We start from the raw sequence: 17,018 nt of genomic DNA, 5'->3' as shown, positions 1-17,018 counted from the left end.
GAGGGGAGAGCGGACATGACATCCACTGGCTCGACCGGCCCGACCGGCTCGACGGGTCCGACGGGTCCGACGGGCTCGTTCGTCCCGGTCGACGGAGCGGACGCCCGCGGGACCGCCGTACGGGCGGCCGCCCGCATGGGTTTCGTCGCGCGCGGCGTGCTCTATCTGCTGGTCGGCGCGCTGGCCGTGCGGATCGGACTGTCGGGGACGAAGGAGCAGGCCGACCGGGGCGGGGCCCTGGCCGAGGTCGCCTCGACCCCCTTCGGAGCGGTCATGCTGTGGGCCCTCGGCCTCGGGCTCGCCGGCATGGCCCTGTGGCGGCTCACCGAGGCACTCTTCGGCGCCGCCGGCCCGAAGGGCGACCGGGCGACCCGGCGCGCCGCGTCGGCCGCCCGCTGCGTCTTCTACGCGGTCGTGGCCTTCCTCGTGCTGACCTTCGCGGTGGGGGAGCGGGGCAGCGGCGCGGGCTCGACCGACCGGCAGAGCGAGGACATCACCGGCCGGCTGCTCGCACTGCCGGGAGGACAATGGTGGGTCGGCGCGGTCGCCGTCGGGCTGATCGTCGCCGGAGTGTGCATCGCGGGCGCGGCCGTGCTGCGGAAGTTCCGCGAGCGTCTGACATGGGGAGGGATGACGCGGCTCCAGCGCCGCTTCATGAACGTCACCGGCGTCGCGGGAGGGGTCGGGCGCGGACTGGTCTTCGCCGCGGTCGGCTTCTTCGGCCTCAAGGCGGCGATCACGTTCGACCCTCAGCAGGCGAAGGGCGTCGACGACGCCCTCCGCTCCTTCGCGCAGACGCCGGCCGGGCCGTGGCTCCTGGTCGCGGTCGCCGTGGGACTCGTGCTGTTCGGGCTGTTCTCCCTGGGCCAGGCCAAGTGGCGCAAGATGTGACCCGCGGGCCCGGCCCGGCGCCGCTTCCGGGGTCCCGGGCCCCGCTTCCGGCGTGCGGCTCCCGCTTCCGGTCTCCCAGGCCCCTTCCGGCGTCCGTCGGGGCAGGACATCAGCCCTGCCCCGACGTCGTCAGCCCTGCATGGGCTTCGGCCGGACGTCAGCCGCCGGGAAGACCTCAGACCGCCCCGCGCCAGGCGCCCGTCGCCTCGCCGCCCCGCTCCTCGATGAAGGACTTGAACCGCTTCAAATCGCCCGTCACCCGTCGCTTGACGAAGCCGAGCTTGTCGCCGACGTTCTCGGTCAGCCCCTCCGGGTCGAAGTCCATCTGCAGCATCACCTTGGTGCGCGCGTCGCCCAGACGGTGGAAGGTGACCACGCCCGCCTGCCGGGCCTCGCCCTCGACCGTCGTCCAGGCCACCCGCTCGTCCGGGATCTGCTCGGTCACCACGGCGTCGAACTCCCGCCGCACACCGCCGATCTCCGTCACCCAGTGCGTCAGCGTGTCCGTGCGCTGTTCGATCCGCTCCACCCCGTCCATGAAGCGCGGGAACGTCTCGAACTGGGTCCACTGGTCGTACGCGGCGCGGACCGGCACGTCGACCTCGACGGACTCCTCGACCTTCGACATGGGAAAAACCCCTTCCGTTCGACGGGACCGTCCCCCGACGGGGAACGGCGGTTCACCCGTCCTCGCGTAACCCGTCACGCGCGGATCACACCTGCCCCGAGTGCTCGGCTCTCCGGCCGCGGATGAGGAACGCCTTCGCGGGAAGACGCCCCGCATGGCAACGGATGCGAGAGCCGGCCACGAGCCGGAAGAGTCGGGAACGGGGCGGCCGGAAGAGTCGAGGCGGCCGGCGGAGTCGGGGCGGCCGGGGCGCCGCGAGACCCGGGAAGAGCGCGCGGACCGGCGGTGGCAGGAGCTCATCCAGGAGATACGGGTCGCCCAGACCGGGGTGCAGATCCTGCTGGGCTTCCTGCTCACCGTGGTCTTCACCCCGACCTTCCGGGAGCTGGGACAGACGGACAAGACGATCTACATCGTCACGGTCGTGCTCGGCTCCCTGGCGACCGGAGCCCTCATAGGGCCCGTGGCGTTCCACCGGATCGTGTCGGGACGGCGGATCAAGCCGCAGGCGGTCGCCTGGGCCGCCCGGCTCACCTTCGTCGGTCTCGTCCTGCTGCTCGCGACCCTGACCTCGGCGCTCCTGCTCATCCTGCGGGTGGCCACCCACGACGGCTATGTGCCCTGGCTCGTCTCCGGTGTCCTCGCCTGGTACCTGATCTGCTGGTTCGCCCTGCCCGTCTGGGCCCGCGTCCGGCACACCAACGGCGAGGACGGGGGCGACGACCGCGGCGGGGACAGAGACGACGACCGCGGCGGGGACGGCGGTCGGGACGACCGGGACGGCGGCGTCCAGGACTGACCGGGCGCCCCGGGAGCACCCGGCGCCCCGCACGGCCCTCGGCGTCAGGAGAACACCAGGCACGCCGCCGCCGGCACCTCCACCGCACCCGCCGGGCGCAGCCGCCCGTCGTCCGGATCCACCGCGAACCAGGTGATGTCACCGGACCACTCGTTGACGACGTACAGCCGGCGCCCCGAGTCGTCCGCCACGAGATCGCGCGGCCATTCGCCGCCGCACGACACCTCGCCCGTCACCCGTGGCCGCTCGGCGCCGTCCTCCAGGGACAGCGTGACGATCCTGTTCGTGCCACGCACCGCGGCCCACGCGAAGCGCCCGTCCGACGCGACCAGCACGACGGACGGGTAGGCCCGCACGCCCTCGGGCACGTCGTCGCCGACGACGGCGATCTCGGACACCGGGCGGAGCCGCCCGGCACGCGCGTCCCAGTGGCACACCGTCAGCTGCGGCATCAGCTCGTGCAGGACGTACACCACGCCGCCGTCCGGGCCGGTGTCCGGGTGGAAGGCCAGGTGCCGCGGACCGGAACCGGCGCGCAGCGCCGTCTCCTCGTGCAGGCGCGGCGCGCCGGAGTCCGGGTCGAGCGCGCACACCCGTACGGAGTCGGTGCCGAGGTCCACGCAGAGCAGCCAGCGGCCGCCGGGGTCGGGCAGCACCTGGTGGGCGTGCGGGCCGGTCTGCCGCTCCGGGTCGGGCCCCGATCCCCCGTGCCGAAGGACGGCCGGCGGACCCGCCGGCCCGCCGTCGGAGCCGAGGGGCAGGCTGCTGACGCTGCCGGCCCCGTAGTTGGCGGTGAGGAGCCGGCCGCCTGCCACGCTGAGGTACGCGGGGCCGGCACCGCCGACGTCGACGGGCGCCCCCAGCGGGGCCAGCCGCCCGTCCCCGGTCCGGAAGGCCGCCGCCCGCCCCGGGTCGGCGTCGCTGACGGCGTAGAGCACACCGGTGTCGCGTACGAGCGCCAGACACGAGGGATCGGGGAGTGAGTTCACCGTCGTGACCGGGGTGAGCGCCCCGTCGGCCGGGTCCACCGCCGCGACCGTGATGCCCCGACCGCCGCCCGACGTGAACGAGCCGATGTACGCCCACCGGCCGTCACCCGCCCGCGCTGCCCGATCCGCCTGCTCCACGGGCTCTGTCCGCCCTGCCTGCTCTGTCCGCTCAGCTCCGCTCATGGGTCCCCCAACGAGGCACGCACCGCGGGGTCACCGGCCGTTGGGCCGACCGGAGGTGCATAGGAGCGGGACCTCGGGGAAGGCGGCGCATCGGAGGTTGATACACATGGTTCCCCTGATTCTGGTTCTTCTGCTGGCGCTCATACTCTTCGGCGCGGGTTTCGCGCTGAAGGCACTGTGGTGGATCGCCGCCATCGTGCTGGTGCTGTGGCTGGTCGGGTTCGTGGCCCGGCCGCGGGGCGGCAGCGCGCGGTGGTACCGCTGGTGAGACGCAGCACACGGGCGTCGGCGCCGGGTTGTCTGTCGTACGGATGGAGGCGCTGGCAGACTGACGTCGATCCGCCCGAAGGAGTGACCCCGTGTCGATGATCCACCGCCTGCGCAGCGCCGTCCGCCGGACGTACCGGCGTGCCGTGGACCTCAGTCACCCGGCGCGCTCGCCGCTCGGCAGTGCGGTCGTCAACTGCGTGGTGTACGTGGACGGAGTGCGGCAGGACGACTGCCGCTCGGCCGAGGAGTCCCTGCGGCGCGTGCGCCGCAGGGACCGCGGCGACGGCTTCGTGTGGATCGGGCTGCACGAGCCGGACGAGAAGGAGTTCGCGGGCCTCGCCGAACTCTTCGGACTGCACCCGCTGGCGGTGGAGGACGCCGTCCACGCCCACCAGCGGCCGAAGATGGAGCAGTACGACGAGGTGCTGTTCTCCGTCTTCAAGACGGTCCGGTACGTCGAGCACGACGAACTCACCGCCACCAGTGAGGTGGTGGACACCGGTGAGCTGATGGCCTTCACCGGGCCGGACTTCGTCATCACCATCCGGCACGGCGGCCACGGCTCGCTCGGCCCGCTCCGCGAGGCCCTGGAGGCAACGCCCGAGCAGCTTGCCAAGGGGCCTTCGGCCGTGCTGCACGCGATAGCGGACCACGTCGTGGACGACTATCTGGCCGTGGCCGACGCCGTACAGGACGACATCGAGGCCATCGAGACCGCCGTCTTCTCCGAGCAGGCGGACCGCGGCGACGCCGGCCGCATCTACCAGCTCAAGCGCGAACTCCTCGAACTCAAGCGGGCCGTGACGCCACTGGGCCGGCCGTTGCAGCGGCTCGCCGCCGAGCCCCTGCCCATTGTCGCCCCCGAGTTCCGCGCCTACTTCCGCGACGTGGTCGACCACCTGGCCCGGGTCACCGAGCAGGTCGCGTCCTTCGACGCCCTGCTGGACTCGATCCTCCAGGCCCATCTCGCGCAGGTGACCGTGGCGCAGAACGAGGACATGCGCAAGATCACCGCATGGGCCGCGATCGTCGCCGTCCCCACCATGGTCTGCGGCGTCTACGGCATGAACTTCGAGCACATGCCCGAGCTGCGCTGGACCTACGGCTACCCCTTGGTGATGGGCGTCATGGTCGCCGCCTGTTTCATGATCCACCGCGGCTTCCGCCGAAACGGCTGGCTCTGAGCTCCGGCGGGCGGGTCAGCGGGCGTCGATCTCGGCGATGAGGGCCTCGATGCGCGTGCGGATCCGGTCGCGGATGGGGCGGACCGCCTCGACGCCCTTGCCGGCCGGGTCCTCGAGGGCCCAGTCGAGGTACTTCTTGCCGGGGAAGACCGGGCAGGCGTCGCCGCAGCCCATGGTGATGACGTAGTCGGATGCCTGGACGGCCTCCGTGGTGAGCACCTTCGGCCTCTGGTCGGCGATGTCGATGCCGATCTCGGCCATGGCCTCGACGGCGGAGGGGTTGACCTGGTCGCCCGGGACCGAACCGGCGGAACGGACCTCGACGCGGTCGCCGGCCAGGTGTCGCAGGAATCCGGCGGCCATCTGGGAGCGGCCGGCGTTGTGGACGCAGACGAAGAGCACGGACGCGAGCGGCGGAGTCGTGGCGGTCATCGGTTCTTCCTCACGGCAGGGCAGGTACGGCACCAGGGGGCGGCGCGGGCTGGTGTCAGCCTTCGCCGATGTGAAAGTATCAGTCCATGATGACGTCAGTCGACACTGATCTGATCCGGGTCCTCGCCGACCCCCTGAGGCTCCGGATCGTCAGCCTGCTCGCCCGCGAGACGCTGTGCACCACCCACCTCGTGGAGGAGACCGGCGCCCGGCAGACCAATCTCTCCAACCATCTGAGAGTGCTGCGCGAGGCCGGCGTCGTGGAGACCGAGCCCTGTGGGCGGTTCACCTACTACCGGCTCAAGCCGGACGTCATCGAAGCCCTGGCCGGACAGTTCGCCGACCTGGCCGCCACCGCCCGCGCCTCTGCCGACACCAAGAGAGCCTGCCCGTGACCACCGCCCCCGCCGTCCCCGCCGCGCCCGAGATCCCTGCCGTCGCCCCGCTCCGGGCGCCGCTCACCGCCCGCGCCGCCGCCGAGCTCGTCGGCACCGCCGCCCTGGTGGCGATCGTGGTGGGCTCCGGCATCCAGGCCACCCGGCTCACCGACGACGTGGCACTGCAACTGCTCGCCAACTCCACGGCCACCGTCTTCGGCCTCGGCGTCCTGATCGCCCTCCTCGGGCCGGTCTCCGGCGCGCACTTCAATCCGGTGGTCAGCCTGGCGGAGTGGTGGACCGGGCGGCGCGAGGGCGGCGGCGGGGTGACGGGGCGCGAGCTCGCCGCGTATGTCCCCGCGCAGGCCGTGGGGGCGATAGCGGGCGCGGTGCTCGCGGACGCGATGTTCGGCGAGCCTCTGGTGAAGTGGTCCACGCACGACCGCTCGGCCGGGAACCTGCTGCTCGGTGAGGTGGTGGCGACCGCCGGTCTGATCCTGCTGATCTTCGGCCTGGCCCGTACGGACCGCCTCCGCTTCGCGCCCGTCGCCGTGGCCTCGTACATCGGCTCCGCCTACTGGTTCACGTCCTCGACCTCCTTCGCGAACCCGGCGGTGACGGTCGGCCGCGCCTTCACCGACACCTTCGCGGGCATCGCCCCCGCATCCGTCCCCGGCTTCGTCGGCGTGCAGCTGGTCGGCGCGGTCGTCGGTCTCGCCCTGGTCGCCGTCGTCTTCGCCCGGCCCCGGGCGTGACGGTCAGGCCGCGGCGGCCTTGGTGAGGAGGCGGCCCATCGCGGCCAGCACGGCCGGTTCGACGCGGTAGTAGACCCAGGTGCCGCGCCGCTCGGAGGAGAGCAGTCCGGCCTCCTTCAGCTTCTTCAGGTGATGGGAGACGGTCGGCTGGGAGACGCCGACGTCGGAGATGTCGCAGACGCACGCCTCTCCGCCCTCGTGGGAGGCGATGGCCGAGAAGAGCCGCAGTCGGACCGGATCGCCCAGTGCCTTGAACATGACGGCGGTCCGCTCCGCCTCCTCGGCCGTCAGCGGGCGCTCGTCGAGCGGCGGGCAGCAGGGCTCGACGGAGTCGGATCCGAGCAGCGGCAGGGTCTTGATGTTCGACATGCATCTATGTTGACACATATCGAATCAGGGCGCCCATGGAGCTCCTGAATTGATGAATGTCTATGTTGACGTTCGTCGAAGCAGCTGCGATGCTGTGGACAGAAGAGATCGACAGGCATCGATACAGCTAGGGGAACGTCATGACCACCACCGCCACCGAGCAGCTCCCCGTCGTGGTCATCGGGGCCGGCCCCGCCGGTCTGGCCGCCGCCGCCCACCTCGTCGGCCGGGGCCTGGAGCCGCTGGTCCTGGAGGCGGGCACCCGGGCGGGCGCGGCGGTGCGCGAGTGGGCGCACGTGCGGCTCTTCTCCACCTGGGGCGAGGTGACCGACCCGGCGGCGGAGAAGCTCCTGGCGCCGACCGGCTGGGTGAAGCCCGACGCGAAGACGTACCCGACCGGCGGCGACTGGGCGGCCGACTACCTCCAGCCGCTCGCCGACGTCCTCGGTGACGTGATCCGCTTCGGCGCCACGGTCACCGGCGTCTCGCGCGCGGGCCGTGACCGGATCGTCGACGCCGACCGCGAGACCCAGCCCTTCACGGTCCATGTCACCCACGCCGACGGCCGCGAGGAGCGCGTCCTCGCCCGCGCGGTGATCGACGCCTCCGGTACGTGGTCGCTCCCGAGCCCCGCCGGCGGCGACGGCCTGCCCGCCCTCGGGGAGCGCGCGGCCGCCGACCGGATCTCCTACCGCGTCCCCGACCTCGACGACAGCGCCGTCCGTGCCCGCTACGTCGGGAAGCGCACCGCCGTCATCGGCTCCGGCGCCTCCGCCTTCACCGCCCTCGCGACCCTCGCCGCGCTCGCGAAGTCCGAGGACGGTGCCGGCACGCACGCCACCTGGATCCTGCGCCGCGGCATCTCCGGTGCCACCTTCGGCGGCGGCACCGCCGACCAGCTGCCCGCCCGCGGCGCGCTCGGCCTCGCCGCCAAGGCCGCCGTCGACGAGGGCCACGCCGACGCCGTCACCGGCTTCCGTACGCAGGCGATCGAGCGGGGCGGCGACCGGCTGGTCCTCGTGGCCGAGGACGGCCGCCGGCTCGACCCGGTCGACGAGCTCATCGTCCTGACCGGCTTCCGCCCCGACCTGTCCTTCCTCTCCGAGCTCCGCCTCGGCCTCGACGAGCGCCTCCAGGCCCCCGTAGCCCTCGCCCCGCTGATCGACCCGAACCAGCACTCCTGCGGCACCGTCTACCCGCACGGCGTGAACGAGCTCTCCCACCCCGAGCCGGGCGTGTACCTCGTGGGCATGAAGTCGTACGGACGCGCCCCGACCTTCCTCGCCCTCACCGGGTACGAGCAGGTCCGCTCCGTGGTCGCCGCGATCGCCGGCGACCGGGAGTCCGCCGAGCGCGTCGATCTCGTCCTGCCCGAGACCGGGGTCTGCGGCGGTGCCGGCCTCTTCGAGCAGCCCGACACCGACGCCGACGCAGCTCAGAGCGAAGGCGGCGGCTGCTGCGCCCCCGCCCCCGCCCTCATCCAGCTCGGCACCACCGGCCCCGCGCCCTCCTGCGGCTGACGGAGCATCGGCCGGCCGGCTTGTCACCGGCCGGCCCGGGGCGTCGGCGGGGGAGGCCGTCCTCCTCGCCGCGACGGGTCCGCCCGATGCAATCCCGGCCCTCCATACGGGCGGCGCAGGGTGCCGTACCGCGTGTCGCGGCCTTGTACAGAACGCGAGGAAACGTATCTGTGCATGCATGACCAACGACATGGGACACCCGCTCAACGTACGACTGTGCGAGCGCTTCGGCGACGAGGCGGACTGGCCGGAGGTGACCGGCCTGATCGCCCCGTACCTCCGCATCGTCATCGACGCGCTGGGTCCGGGGGACGCCGTCACGTTCCTGACCGCGGTGCGCCACGCCCTGGACGAGGAGGAGTCCCGGGCAGGAACGATTCACCTCGGCTTCGGAGCCCACCTCTGGGCGCGCCTCGAAGCCGCCTCCTGGGGCAACTCCCTGGCCAAGACCTCCGCCTGGGAGGCGGCGCTCACCATGCACCGCCTCGCCGTGCTCGCCCCCGAGCCCGGCCTCGGCGCCCACGTCGACAGCGCCCTGCGGGCCTGCCTCAGCCTCCGCGTCCCGGCCGCGGGCTAGGACCGGGGCCTCAGGCGCCCCGGACACCTCAGGCACCCGAGGCATTCCCCGACACCTCAGGGCCGCAGGTCCTCACGGTCAAAGCCGCCGAAAAACGCTTGGACCGCGCGAGCGGTCGTGCGGGAGACTTCCCATTCTCACCTGAAGGCCCGACAAGACAGGGTTGGAATGGGAACGCCCGAATCACGCGGAAGTTCACCGGGCAAAGGCCCGGTCACCCTCGCCCTTCGCTATTACGGACGGGAACTGGCCCGTCTCCGCCTCCTGACCGCGCCCGCGCTGCTGCTCCCGGCGCTGGGCAACATCGGCATCGCCTACATCGCGCCGCTCCTCGTCGCGAAACTCGTCGGACGCATCGCCGGGGACGACGGCACCGGCGCCGCGACCGGGCTCGGGGCGATGCTGCCGTACGTGCTCGGCTTCGCCGGAGTCCTGCTGCTGTCCGAGGCGCTGTGGCGCGTCGGACTGCACTGCCTGAACCGTCTCGACGCCCTCGGCATCGAGCGCCTCTACGTCGTCGGCATGGACGAACTGTTTGCCAAGGACGCCGCGTTCTTCCACGACAACTTCGCCGGATCGCTGACCAAACGCGTCCTCAGCTTCGCCTCCCGCTTCGAGGAGTTCGTCGACGCCCTCACCTTCAACGTCATGGGCAGACTCGTGCCGCTCGCCTTCGCGTCGGTGGTCCTGTGGACCTACGAGCCGCTCCTCGTGGTCGGCCTCCTCGTGATGATCGTGCTCACGGCCGTGTGCGTGACCCCGCTGATCCGCCGCCGCCAAGTGCTCGTCGGCGAACGGGAGGAGGCCATCGCCCGGGTGTCCGGGCACGTCGCCGACAGCCTGATGAACATGGACACCGTCCGGGCCTTCGCCGCGGAGGAGCGCGAGGCCGCCGAGCACCGCTCCCGCGTCGCCGAGTCCCGGCGGCTCACCCTGCGCTCCTGGGACTACGGCAACCTGCGCATCGACACCCTGGTCGCGCCGCTGTCCGTGCTGACCAACGTCCTCGGCCTGGTCGTCGCCCTCGCCCTCGGTGCCGGGCAGCACGGCGTGGAGGCCGTCATCGTCGCCTTCACGTACTACTCCAACGCGACCCGGATCATGTTCGAGTTCAACCAGATCTACCGCCGGCTGGAGAGCTCCATGACGGAGGCCGCCCAGTTCACCGAACTCCTCCTCACCCCGCCGACCGTCGTCGACCCCGAGTCGCCCGAGCCGCTGCGCTCGCCCCGCGCCGCCGACGTGCGCTTCGAGCGGGTGACCTTCGCCCACGGCGGCGGGAAGCCGCTCTTCGAGGACCTCGACCTGGAGGTGCCCGCCGGCACCAAGATCGGCCTCGTCGGCCGGTCCGGCGGCGGCAAGACCACGCTCACCCGGCTGCTGCTGCGGATGACCGACGTCGACGCCGGCCGCATCCTGATCGGCGGCCAGGACATCAGCCGGATGTCCCAGGCCGACCTGCGCGGCCTCATCGCCTACGTCCCGCAGGAACCGGCCATGTTCCACCGCACCCTGCGGGAGAACATCGCCTTCGCCCGGCCCGACGCCACCGAGGCCGAGATCCGCCGCGCGGCCGAGGCGGCCCACGTCACCGAGTTCGCCGACACGCTGCCGGACGGCTTCGACACGATGGTCGGCGAGCGCGGCGTGAAGCTCTCCGGCGGACAGCGCCAGCGCGTCGCCCTCGCCCGGGCGATCCTCCGCGACGCGCCGATCCTGCTGCTCGACGAGGCCACCAGCGCCCTCGACTCCGAGAGCGAGATCCTCGTCCAGGACGCCCTGTGGCGGCTCATGGAGGGACGCACGGCCCTCGTCGTGGCGCACCGCCTCAGCACCGTCGCCGGCATGGACCGACTGGTCGTCCTCGACCGCGGCCACGTCGTCGAACAGGGCACCCACCAGGAACTGCTCCTCGCGGACGGGCCGTACGCCAAGCTGTGGCAGCACCAGTCGGGCGGCTTCCTCGACGACAGCCCGTCCACCCCGGAGGGGGTCGAGGTGCACTGAACCCGCACCGGCCGTGAGGCCGGTGCGGACCCGGCGGGACCGACACGGCACCCTGGACCGGAAGAACGGGCGACGAGGAACAGGACGTACGTGGAAGCCTTTCTCATAGCGGCGGTACGGGCGGGGGACACCGACGCCGTGGAACGTCTGCTCCTGGCGGGCGCCGACCCCGACGCGCGCGACGAACGCGGAACCCCGGCCCTGTGCCTGGCGATCGAGTGCCGTGCCCCGTCCACCGCCCGGCTCCTCGTCGAGCACGGCGCCGACCGCGAACAGCACGGACCGGACGGCGTACGGCCGCTGCGCAAGGCGGTCGACTCCGGCTCACCGGCACTCGCCGAGGCCGTGCTGAGCGAGCCGGGGCGGTGGACGCCCGACGAGGACGAGCTGCGGGAGGCACACGACCTCGCGCGACGGTGGTACGAGACGGGCGCCGAGGCGGAACTGCGGCGCCGTACGGGCGCCCGCGGTCCCGTGGCCCGCACCCGCGTCCCGGACGGCGAGTTCCACGTCGTGGACGAGCTGGCGCTCGACGGGGCGACGGTACGGGACGGGCACGGGGCGGTCCTCACGGACCTGGACGCGAGGCTCGGCACCGCCCTCTCCTTCGAGGAGCTGAGGCGACGCGCGCTGAGCCGCCCCGACCAGGAGCACCCCACCTGGTCGGCGTCCACCATGCTCCTCGCGCACCGCCGCGACCCGCACACCTGGCGGGCCGCGGAAGCCCTGCGCGCGCACCCCGACCCGGCGCACCGGCTCTTCGGCGCCGAGGTGCTGCGGCTGACCTATCTCTTCGACGACCGGGAGGAGGACCCCTTCAAGACCCCCGCCCTGAGGCTCTTCACGGACTGGGCGGCCGCCGAGGAGGACCCCGCCGTGCTCGCCGAGGTGCTGCTCGGTCTGTCCGAGCACCCCTCCCCGCAGGTGGACACGGCCCTCCTGCCCCACGCGGACCACCAGGACCCCCGCGTCCGGCACGCGGTGGCCGGCGGCCTCGACAGCCACGCCCCGGCCTTCGCCCCGGCCGTCCGCGACACGCTGCTCGCCCTGATGACCGACCCGGACGCGGACGTGCGGTACCGCGCCTGCTACACGGTCGCCTCCGGCAAGGACCGTGCCCCCGACCTCGCCGACGCCATGGCCGCGCTCCTGGACGACCCGGAACGCCGGGTCCGCGTCGCCGCCGTGTACGGCCTCGCCCGCCACGACGACGAACGCTGCGTCGAAGGCGACCGGCGCCTCCCGCCGGCCCCGCCCGGCACGCCGCACGAGTACGACCGCGACGAGGTCTGGCGCTACGAGATGCGCCGCGACGGGCGGGGCTGAGGCAGGCCCGGTACCGCGCCCTCAGGGGTGGGAGAACACGCAGGCCATGCGGGTGCCGGGGTTGCTGCTCATGCCGACGATCGCGCCGCCGTCGGCCCGGTTCGCGCGGGCGTGCGCCCCGGCGTAACCACCGGAGGCGAGGAAGACGCCCACCGCCGCGATCCAGTCCTCCGCCGTGCCCCCGGCCGAGCCGTCGGCCGTGCCCTCCGCTGGATCCTGGACCGGCTCCGGACGGGGCACCACCCGCTCCTGCGCCAGATAGCCGCGGCCGGCGGCGACCGTCAGCGCCTCGCTCCACTCGGCGTCCGTGCACTCCCAGCCGACATAGGTGTCCAGACCGCCGTACCCCGCACCGGGCTTGAGGATCAGCCGCTCCCGCCGCTCCCGGCACTCGTCGAACAGCGCCGCGGGGGCGCCGGTCCGCAGCGTCCGGCTCCACGGCAGCACCCGGTCCACCAGGGCACGCTCCCCTCCGTCGAAGGCCCCGGCCCAGCGCGGGTCCGACAGCAGCCCGAGCGCGTTCTTGTGCGCGTACAGACCGCTCTCCAGAGACGTGAACAGCACCGTGCGGCCCGCCTCGTGGGCCCGGAACAGCTGCTCCGCGACCTCCGGCCCCGCAGCGTCGTCGAGCAGCTGACGCGCGCCGAAGTTCCGCAGCACCAGATCGAGCGGGGCGCCGCCCAGGGTCAGCTTGCCGTCCGGCCGGGCCCGCAGCTCGCCGACCTCGCCGATCCGCAGCTCCAGGTCCTGCGCCGCCATCGCCTCCTGGAAGGCCCGCATCAGCCTCCCGTACGAGGCCACCGCGCCGTTGCCCTCGACGAGCCCGACCACCGGCTCCGCCCCGCCGCCCGCGAGCGCGGGCCGGGCCCGGGCGCGCAGATCCGCCGCGAGCCGCGCCGCCGTGTCCACATGATGCAGCCCGTGTTCGGCGGCGAAGGCCTTGAACTCCCCGACCCCGAGCAGCGCCTCGTTGCACACGGCCATGTCCATGCCGCCGACCTCGCTGCCGAGATTGAACTCCAGCAGCCGGTAACCGGTCCCGTCGTGATACGCGTCGGCGCGCCCCAGCTTCGCCGGGCGCCCCTCGGCGGCCCGCAGCAGCAGCTCCGCGTGCCGGGGCGCGAGACCGAGCTCCGCCGCGAACCGCGCCCGGTCGCCGTCGAAGAGCCGGTCCGGCAGCGAGACGAGGAGCTCGAACAGTTCCTCCAGGTCCCGTGCGAACCGCGCCATCTCGTCCGCCCGCACGAACCACGGCCGGGGCAGCAGATGGCGGCGCCAGGCCTCGTCGAAGGCCGGCGGCAGCTCCGCGCGCGCGACCGCGTCCCGCAGTCCCTCGTTCCCGTTCAGGCACTCGTCCACATAGGTGCGGCTCAGCTGTGTCATGCACTCCAGTCGACCACGACCGCCCGCCCGCGGAACAGGCTCCGGCACCGCGGGCGGCCGGGTCGGGAACTGTCGGTGGCGGGTGGCAGACTCGTCGGCATGGTGTACGAATTCCTTGCCGCGGCCGGTGTGCTGGCCCTGCTCACCATGGTGCCGGGACCGGACATGGCGGTCGTCACGCGCCGCGCGGTCGCCGCCGGGTGGCGCGACGGCCTGCGGACCGTCGCCGGGATCAGCACCGGGCTGCTCGTCTGGGGCGTGCTGTCCGTGGCGGGGCTCGCCGCCGTGCTGGCCGCGTCCGCCACCGCGTACACCGTGGTCAAACTGGCCGGCGCCGTCTATCTCGTCCTCCTCGGGGTGCAGTCCCTGCTCGCCGCCCGTCGGGGCCGCCACGACGGGAAGCCGGCGGCGGTGGAGACACCGCCGCCGTCCGGGCATCCCTGGCGCACCGGCCTCGTGAGCAACGTCCTCAACCCGAAGATCGCCGTCTTCTACACCGGTCTGCTGCCGACGCTCGCGCCCCACGGCCTCTCCCCGCACACGGGGATGTCGCTCCTGGTCCTCGTCCACGCGGCGCTCACGGTGGTCTGGCTCGGCGGCTATGTGCTGCTGCTGGCGAGGGCCCGCGCGTTCTTCGCGCGGGCCACCGTACGCCGGACCATGGAGCGGATCACCAGGGTCGTCCTGATCGGCTTCGGGGTGAAGGTCGCCACGGCCCAGGCCTGACGCCCGCTTCCCCGAGACGCCCGACACCCCGCGGCGGCCGTCTCCCGGTCTTACGACCCCCAGGCCTCGAACTCGTAGATCCGGGCCGCCGGATCCGAGGTCTGGGTGGGCGCGGTGATCACCAGCCGGACATGACGGGCCGTCACCGCGACCGGATGGGTGGTCGTCGCCGCCGTGTTGCCGGTGACGGTCGCGACCGTGGTCCACGGGGCGCTCGCGCTGTCACGGACCTCCAGGCGGAAGTCCTTCGTGTTCCAGCTCGCGCTCTCGCCGCCCGCCGCCGCGTGCTTCACCACGAAACGGTTCAGGGTCCGGGCGGCACCGAGGTCCACCTCCAGCCACTTGGCGGAGGTCGTCGTGCACCACTTGTCGGCGTTGCCGCCCGAGACGCCGCCGTTGACCGCCTTGGCCGGCGTCTCCGAGGCGTTGCACTGCCCGGAGGCCGTCGCCGGCCGGTTCAGCGCGAGGTTGGCGTCGGCCGTCGCCGACCAGGTCACGGTGGTGCTCGCGGCTGAGGAGCGGCCGAACTCGGTGGAGACCGCCTCCACGTCGAGCGTCGTCGACGTCTCGGTGCCGACCCGCTCCAGCTTCGGCACGAAGTAGCTGTCCTGGGGAGTGGCGCCCAGGAAGGTGCGGGTGCCGTCCGGGTTGCGGCGGTACACCTCGTAGTGGTGCACCGCGCCGGAGCCCGGCCCCTGGGCGGAGGCCGTCCAGGCCATCCGCAGCGACTTCACGCCGGCGCCGGTGTCCGTCGTGCCGAGGACGGTCGGCGCGGTCGGCGCCGCCGGGGCGTCCACCGTGCCGTCGTACAGGGCGATCTGACCGACCTTGATGTCGTACGACGAGGCGGTGCCCGTGGTCTGGAGTCCGATCTGGGCCACCGTGCGCCCGGCGTACGCGGACAGGTCGAGGGTCCTGCGCTCCCAGCCGGCCGTCGTGGTGGAGCCGAGGTCCAGGGTGGTGAAGACGGTCGGCGCGTCGGTGAAGGAGACCGCCGCCTTGAGGCGGGTCGGCCCGGCGGACGGGGTCTTCACCACCACGGACAGCCTGGTGTCGGCGGACACGGGCAGCCGGGTCTGGTAGAGCCGCACGGTGTTGACGGCGTCCAGCGGGCCCGTGAGGCGCAGCGCCGAGCCGCCCTCGTAGGCGTCGGTGAAGTCGATCGACGGCTTGAGCTTCGTCCCGGTGGACTGCACCAGCCAGCGGTAGGTGGGCGGCACGTCCTGGAGGGACAGGTTGTTCCAGCCGGCGGAGGACACGCGGACGCCGGCGGAGTGGTAGAAGTCGCCCTGGCCGGCGTCGAAGGAGGTGACGAACGGTTTGGCGGTGACGGGGGAGGACTCGGCGACGTAGTGCGCGAGGCCCTTCCAGGCGGAGGTCGTCGTCGTGTTCGACGGGTCCCCGTTGGCGCCGTCCCAGTAACGGGCCTCGCGGGCATGGGAGTCGGCCCGGTCGGTCGAGGAGTTGTGGGTCCACTCGGGGCGGTAGATCCCCAGTGAGGTGGTGTGCGGCTGTCCGGCGGGGAAGACCGCGCTCCAGGGGACGCCGGTGTTGTAGCCGTTCGCCTCCGTGTCGATGCCCGCGAACAGTTCGTACTCGCTACGGCCGAGGTTCCGGGCCAGGGTCCGGGAGGAGTTCAGGTCGGTGGCGTCCCAGCCGAAGTCGAGGAACATCGAGTCGCTGGTGCGCTGCGCACCCTCCTGGAGGAAGGAGTCGTTGGCGGTGGTGAGCGCGTCCTGCCAGGTCACCGAGCCGGACTCGGTCATCGCGTCGTACCACATGAACTCGACCGGGCCGAGGGAGCGGGCGTAGCGCATGGTGTTGCGCATCTCGGTGGCGAGGGCGGCGTCACCGCCGGCCGTCTCCTGGTTCACGAACCAGCCGTCGAAGCCGTAGTGCCTGGCGACCTGGGCGAGCTTGTCGGCGACGGGGTAGCGGGTGCCGGACTTCTGGACGAAGTCGCGGACCCACTGGATCTGGCCGCCGTAGGCGGTGGGCGGGAAGAAGACCGTGCCGTACACCTTGACGCCGTTGCGGTGGGCGGCGTCGATCACGGTGGGGTTGGGCGCGAGGATCAGACCCTCACCGGCCGAACCGCCCCAGAACACCAGCTTGTCGACGTACTGCCAGTGTCCGAAGGCGTAATAGCGGGGGTCGAGGGAACCCTGGGAGGGGTTGTTGGACGTCGGCGCGAAGGACACCAGCGAGGCGACCTCGCCCTCGCCGGCGCGGGCGTTGGCGTTCGCCTTCAGCGCCGGGTCGGACACCCGGGCCGCCAGCGGCACGCGGGAGCGGTTGAACCGGGCGTCGGGATCGGTGGCGGGGTCCCAGTTCAGGATCGTGTTCGGGTACCAGTACGAGGCGTACGGCTGGTTGCCCGAGGCGGCGACGGCGCCGACAACGTTGTCGGAGGGCAGGGGGCTCGTCGCCGAGGCACTCGGTGGGGTGACGAGGGCGAGCGCCGCGGCGGAGAGGGCGGCGGCCAGCAGGAGATGCAGGGGTCTTCTCATCGGAGCTCCGGTCCAGCGGGAGGGGGAAGGGGCTGGTGGTGCCGGTGGCGCGATGTGCGATGGTCCGGAGCCGGAGGCTAAAGGGCTTTAGT

17 protein-coding genes are annotated in these 17,018 nt (G+C 72.8%); 11 read left to right on the top strand and 6 right to left on the bottom strand.

All coding sequences use genetic code 11. From position 1 onward, the window contains the following. Positions 1–15 precede the first annotated feature (15 nt). Positions 16–891 (top strand): DUF1206 domain-containing protein, encoded by an 876-nt coding sequence (locus tag ACFY7C_RS04325; RefSeq protein ID WP_389643494.1) that lies wholly within the window; start codon positions 16–18, stop codon positions 889–891. Between the two features lie 175 nt (positions 892–1,066). Here ACFY7C_RS04325 and ACFY7C_RS04320 read toward each other — a convergent pair whose 3' ends face one another. Continuing rightward, the gene (locus tag ACFY7C_RS04320; protein ID WP_389643491.1) at positions 1,067–1,519 is read right to left on the bottom strand and encodes an SRPBCC family protein; all 453 of its coding nucleotides are present in this window, start codon (positions 1,517–1,519) and stop codon (positions 1,067–1,069) included. A 154-nt stretch (positions 1,520–1,673) separates the two neighbouring features. Between ACFY7C_RS04320 and ACFY7C_RS04315 the strand changes: the two genes are divergently transcribed. Continuing rightward, complete coding sequence (locus ACFY7C_RS04315; protein WP_389643488.1) at positions 1,674–2,318, top strand: DUF6328 family protein; 645 nt, start codon at positions 1,674–1,676, stop codon at positions 2,316–2,318. Between the two features lie 44 nt (positions 2,319–2,362). Here the strand turns inward: ACFY7C_RS04315 and ACFY7C_RS04310 are convergent, their stop codons facing one another. Further along, positions 2,363–3,445: a lactonase family protein gene (locus tag ACFY7C_RS04310; protein ID WP_389643485.1), complete on the bottom strand. Its 1,083-nt coding sequence runs from the start codon at positions 3,443–3,445 to the stop codon at positions 2,363–2,365. 151 nt (positions 3,446–3,596) lie between these two features. On the opposite strand from ACFY7C_RS04310, the gene ACFY7C_RS04305 reads away from it, so the two are divergent. Beyond that, complete coding sequence (locus ACFY7C_RS04305; RefSeq protein WP_345484196.1) at positions 3,597–3,758, top strand: DUF5670 family protein; 162 nt, start codon at positions 3,597–3,599, stop codon at positions 3,756–3,758. Positions 3,759–3,855: 97 nt separating this feature from the next. Then, positions 3,856–4,944 (top strand): magnesium/cobalt transporter CorA, encoded by a 1,089-nt coding sequence (gene corA, locus ACFY7C_RS04300; protein ID WP_389645948.1) that lies wholly within the window; start codon positions 3,856–3,858, stop codon positions 4,942–4,944. Between the two features lie 15 nt (positions 4,945–4,959). On the opposite strand, the gene ACFY7C_RS04295 is transcribed toward corA, so the two are convergent. Continuing rightward, the gene (locus tag ACFY7C_RS04295; RefSeq protein ID WP_389643482.1) at positions 4,960–5,376 is read right to left on the bottom strand and encodes an arsenate reductase ArsC; all 417 of its coding nucleotides are present in this window, start codon (positions 5,374–5,376) and stop codon (positions 4,960–4,962) included. An 86-nt stretch (positions 5,377–5,462) separates the two neighbouring features. On the opposite strand from ACFY7C_RS04295, the gene ACFY7C_RS04290 reads away from it, so the two are divergent. Both ACFY7C_RS04290 and ACFY7C_RS04285 read left to right on the top strand, forming a co-directional pair. Then, positions 5,463–5,771 (top strand): ArsR/SmtB family transcription factor, encoded by a 309-nt coding sequence (locus tag ACFY7C_RS04290; protein ID WP_389643479.1) that lies wholly within the window; start codon positions 5,463–5,465, stop codon positions 5,769–5,771. Continuing rightward, complete coding sequence (locus ACFY7C_RS04285) at positions 5,762–6,508, top strand: aquaporin (RefSeq protein ID WP_389645945.1); 747 nt, start codon at positions 5,762–5,764, stop codon at positions 6,506–6,508. Before ACFY7C_RS04290 ends, ACFY7C_RS04285 begins: the two co-directional genes overlap by 10 nt. A gap of 3 nt (positions 6,509–6,511) precedes the next feature. On the opposite strand, the gene ACFY7C_RS04280 is transcribed toward ACFY7C_RS04285, so the two are convergent. Beyond that, on the bottom strand, positions 6,512–6,877 hold the full coding sequence (locus ACFY7C_RS04280; RefSeq protein WP_389643476.1) for an ArsR/SmtB family transcription factor: 366 nt from the start codon (positions 6,875–6,877) through the stop codon (positions 6,512–6,514). A gap of 140 nt (positions 6,878–7,017) precedes the next feature. On the opposite strand from ACFY7C_RS04280, the gene ACFY7C_RS04275 reads away from it, so the two are divergent. The 4 genes from ACFY7C_RS04275 to ACFY7C_RS04260 all read left to right on the top strand — a co-directional run bounded on the left by ACFY7C_RS04275 (position 7,018) and on the right by ACFY7C_RS04260 (position 12,307). After that, a complete protein-coding gene (locus tag ACFY7C_RS04275) occupies positions 7,018–8,397 on the top strand; it encodes an NAD(P)-binding domain-containing protein (protein WP_389643473.1) in 1,380 nt (459 codons plus the stop codon). Between the two features lie 178 nt (positions 8,398–8,575). After that, on the top strand, positions 8,576–8,974 hold the full coding sequence (locus tag ACFY7C_RS04270) for a hypothetical protein (RefSeq protein WP_389643470.1): 399 nt from the start codon (positions 8,576–8,578) through the stop codon (positions 8,972–8,974). A gap of 168 nt (positions 8,975–9,142) precedes the next feature. Next, positions 9,143–10,981 (top strand): ABC transporter ATP-binding protein, encoded by a 1,839-nt coding sequence (locus ACFY7C_RS04265; protein WP_389643467.1) that lies wholly within the window; start codon positions 9,143–9,145, stop codon positions 10,979–10,981. A gap of 90 nt (positions 10,982–11,071) precedes the next feature. Beyond that, complete coding sequence (locus ACFY7C_RS04260; RefSeq protein ID WP_389643464.1) at positions 11,072–12,307, top strand: HEAT repeat domain-containing protein; 1,236 nt, start codon at positions 11,072–11,074, stop codon at positions 12,305–12,307. A 21-nt stretch (positions 12,308–12,328) separates the two neighbouring features. Here ACFY7C_RS04260 and ACFY7C_RS04255 read toward each other — a convergent pair whose 3' ends face one another. Next, the gene (locus tag ACFY7C_RS04255) at positions 12,329–13,690 is read right to left on the bottom strand and encodes a hypothetical protein (RefSeq protein WP_389643461.1); all 1,362 of its coding nucleotides are present in this window, start codon (positions 13,688–13,690) and stop codon (positions 12,329–12,331) included. Between the two features lie 99 nt (positions 13,691–13,789). On the opposite strand from ACFY7C_RS04255, the gene ACFY7C_RS04250 reads away from it, so the two are divergent. Next, positions 13,790–14,416, top strand: coding sequence for a LysE family translocator (locus ACFY7C_RS04250; RefSeq protein WP_389643458.1), 627 nt, complete (start codon positions 13,790–13,792; stop codon positions 14,414–14,416). 50 nt (positions 14,417–14,466) lie between these two features. On the opposite strand, the gene ACFY7C_RS04245 is transcribed toward ACFY7C_RS04250, so the two are convergent. Beyond that, a complete protein-coding gene (locus ACFY7C_RS04245; RefSeq protein WP_389643455.1) occupies positions 14,467–16,926 on the bottom strand; it encodes a discoidin domain-containing protein in 2,460 nt (819 codons plus the stop codon). Positions 16,927–17,018 lie beyond the last annotated feature (92 nt).

Source organism: Streptomyces sp. NPDC012769, assembly GCF_042901205.1.
GTDB lineage: Bacteria > Actinomycetota > Actinomycetes > Streptomycetales > Streptomycetaceae > Streptomyces.
The sequence above is the reverse complement of the archived record's forward strand: the minus strand, read 5'-3'. Positions and strand labels throughout refer to the sequence as shown.

Excerpts from the sequence above, each read along its gene's own strand:
- ACFY7C_RS04320 (WP_389643491.1), bottom strand. The coding sequence starts at position 1,519 with ATGTCGAAGGTCGAGGAGTCCGTCGAGGTCGACGTGCCGGTCCGCGCC.
- ACFY7C_RS04325 (WP_389643494.1), top strand. The coding sequence starts at position 16 with ATGACATCCACTGGCTCGACCGGCCCGACCGGCTCGACGGGTCCGACG.
- ACFY7C_RS04270 (WP_389643470.1), top strand. The coding sequence starts at position 8,576 with ATGACCAACGACATGGGACACCCGCTCAACGTACGACTGTGCGAGCGC.
- ACFY7C_RS04305 (WP_345484196.1), top strand. The coding sequence starts at position 3,597 with ATGGTTCCCCTGATTCTGGTTCTTCTGCTGGCGCTCATACTCTTCGGC.
- ACFY7C_RS04315 (WP_389643488.1), top strand. The coding sequence starts at position 1,674 with ATGGCAACGGATGCGAGAGCCGGCCACGAGCCGGAAGAGTCGGGAACG.
- ACFY7C_RS04250 (WP_389643458.1), top strand. The coding sequence starts at position 13,790 with ATGGTGTACGAATTCCTTGCCGCGGCCGGTGTGCTGGCCCTGCTCACC.
- ACFY7C_RS04255 (WP_389643461.1), bottom strand. The coding sequence starts at position 13,690 with ATGACACAGCTGAGCCGCACCTATGTGGACGAGTGCCTGAACGGGAAC.
- corA (WP_389645948.1), top strand. The coding sequence starts at position 3,856 with ATGATCCACCGCCTGCGCAGCGCCGTCCGCCGGACGTACCGGCGTGCC.
- ACFY7C_RS04275 (WP_389643473.1), top strand. The coding sequence starts at position 7,018 with ATGACCACCACCGCCACCGAGCAGCTCCCCGTCGTGGTCATCGGGGCC.
- ACFY7C_RS04245 (WP_389643455.1), bottom strand. The coding sequence starts at position 16,926 with ATGAGAAGACCCCTGCATCTCCTGCTGGCCGCCGCCCTCTCCGCCGCG.
- ACFY7C_RS04295 (WP_389643482.1), bottom strand. The coding sequence starts at position 5,376 with ATGACCGCCACGACTCCGCCGCTCGCGTCCGTGCTCTTCGTCTGCGTC.
- ACFY7C_RS04280 (WP_389643476.1), bottom strand. The coding sequence starts at position 6,877 with ATGTCGAACATCAAGACCCTGCCGCTGCTCGGATCCGACTCCGTCGAG.
- ACFY7C_RS04265 (WP_389643467.1), top strand. The coding sequence starts at position 9,143 with ATGGGAACGCCCGAATCACGCGGAAGTTCACCGGGCAAAGGCCCGGTC.
- ACFY7C_RS04290 (WP_389643479.1), top strand. The coding sequence starts at position 5,463 with ATGATGACGTCAGTCGACACTGATCTGATCCGGGTCCTCGCCGACCCC.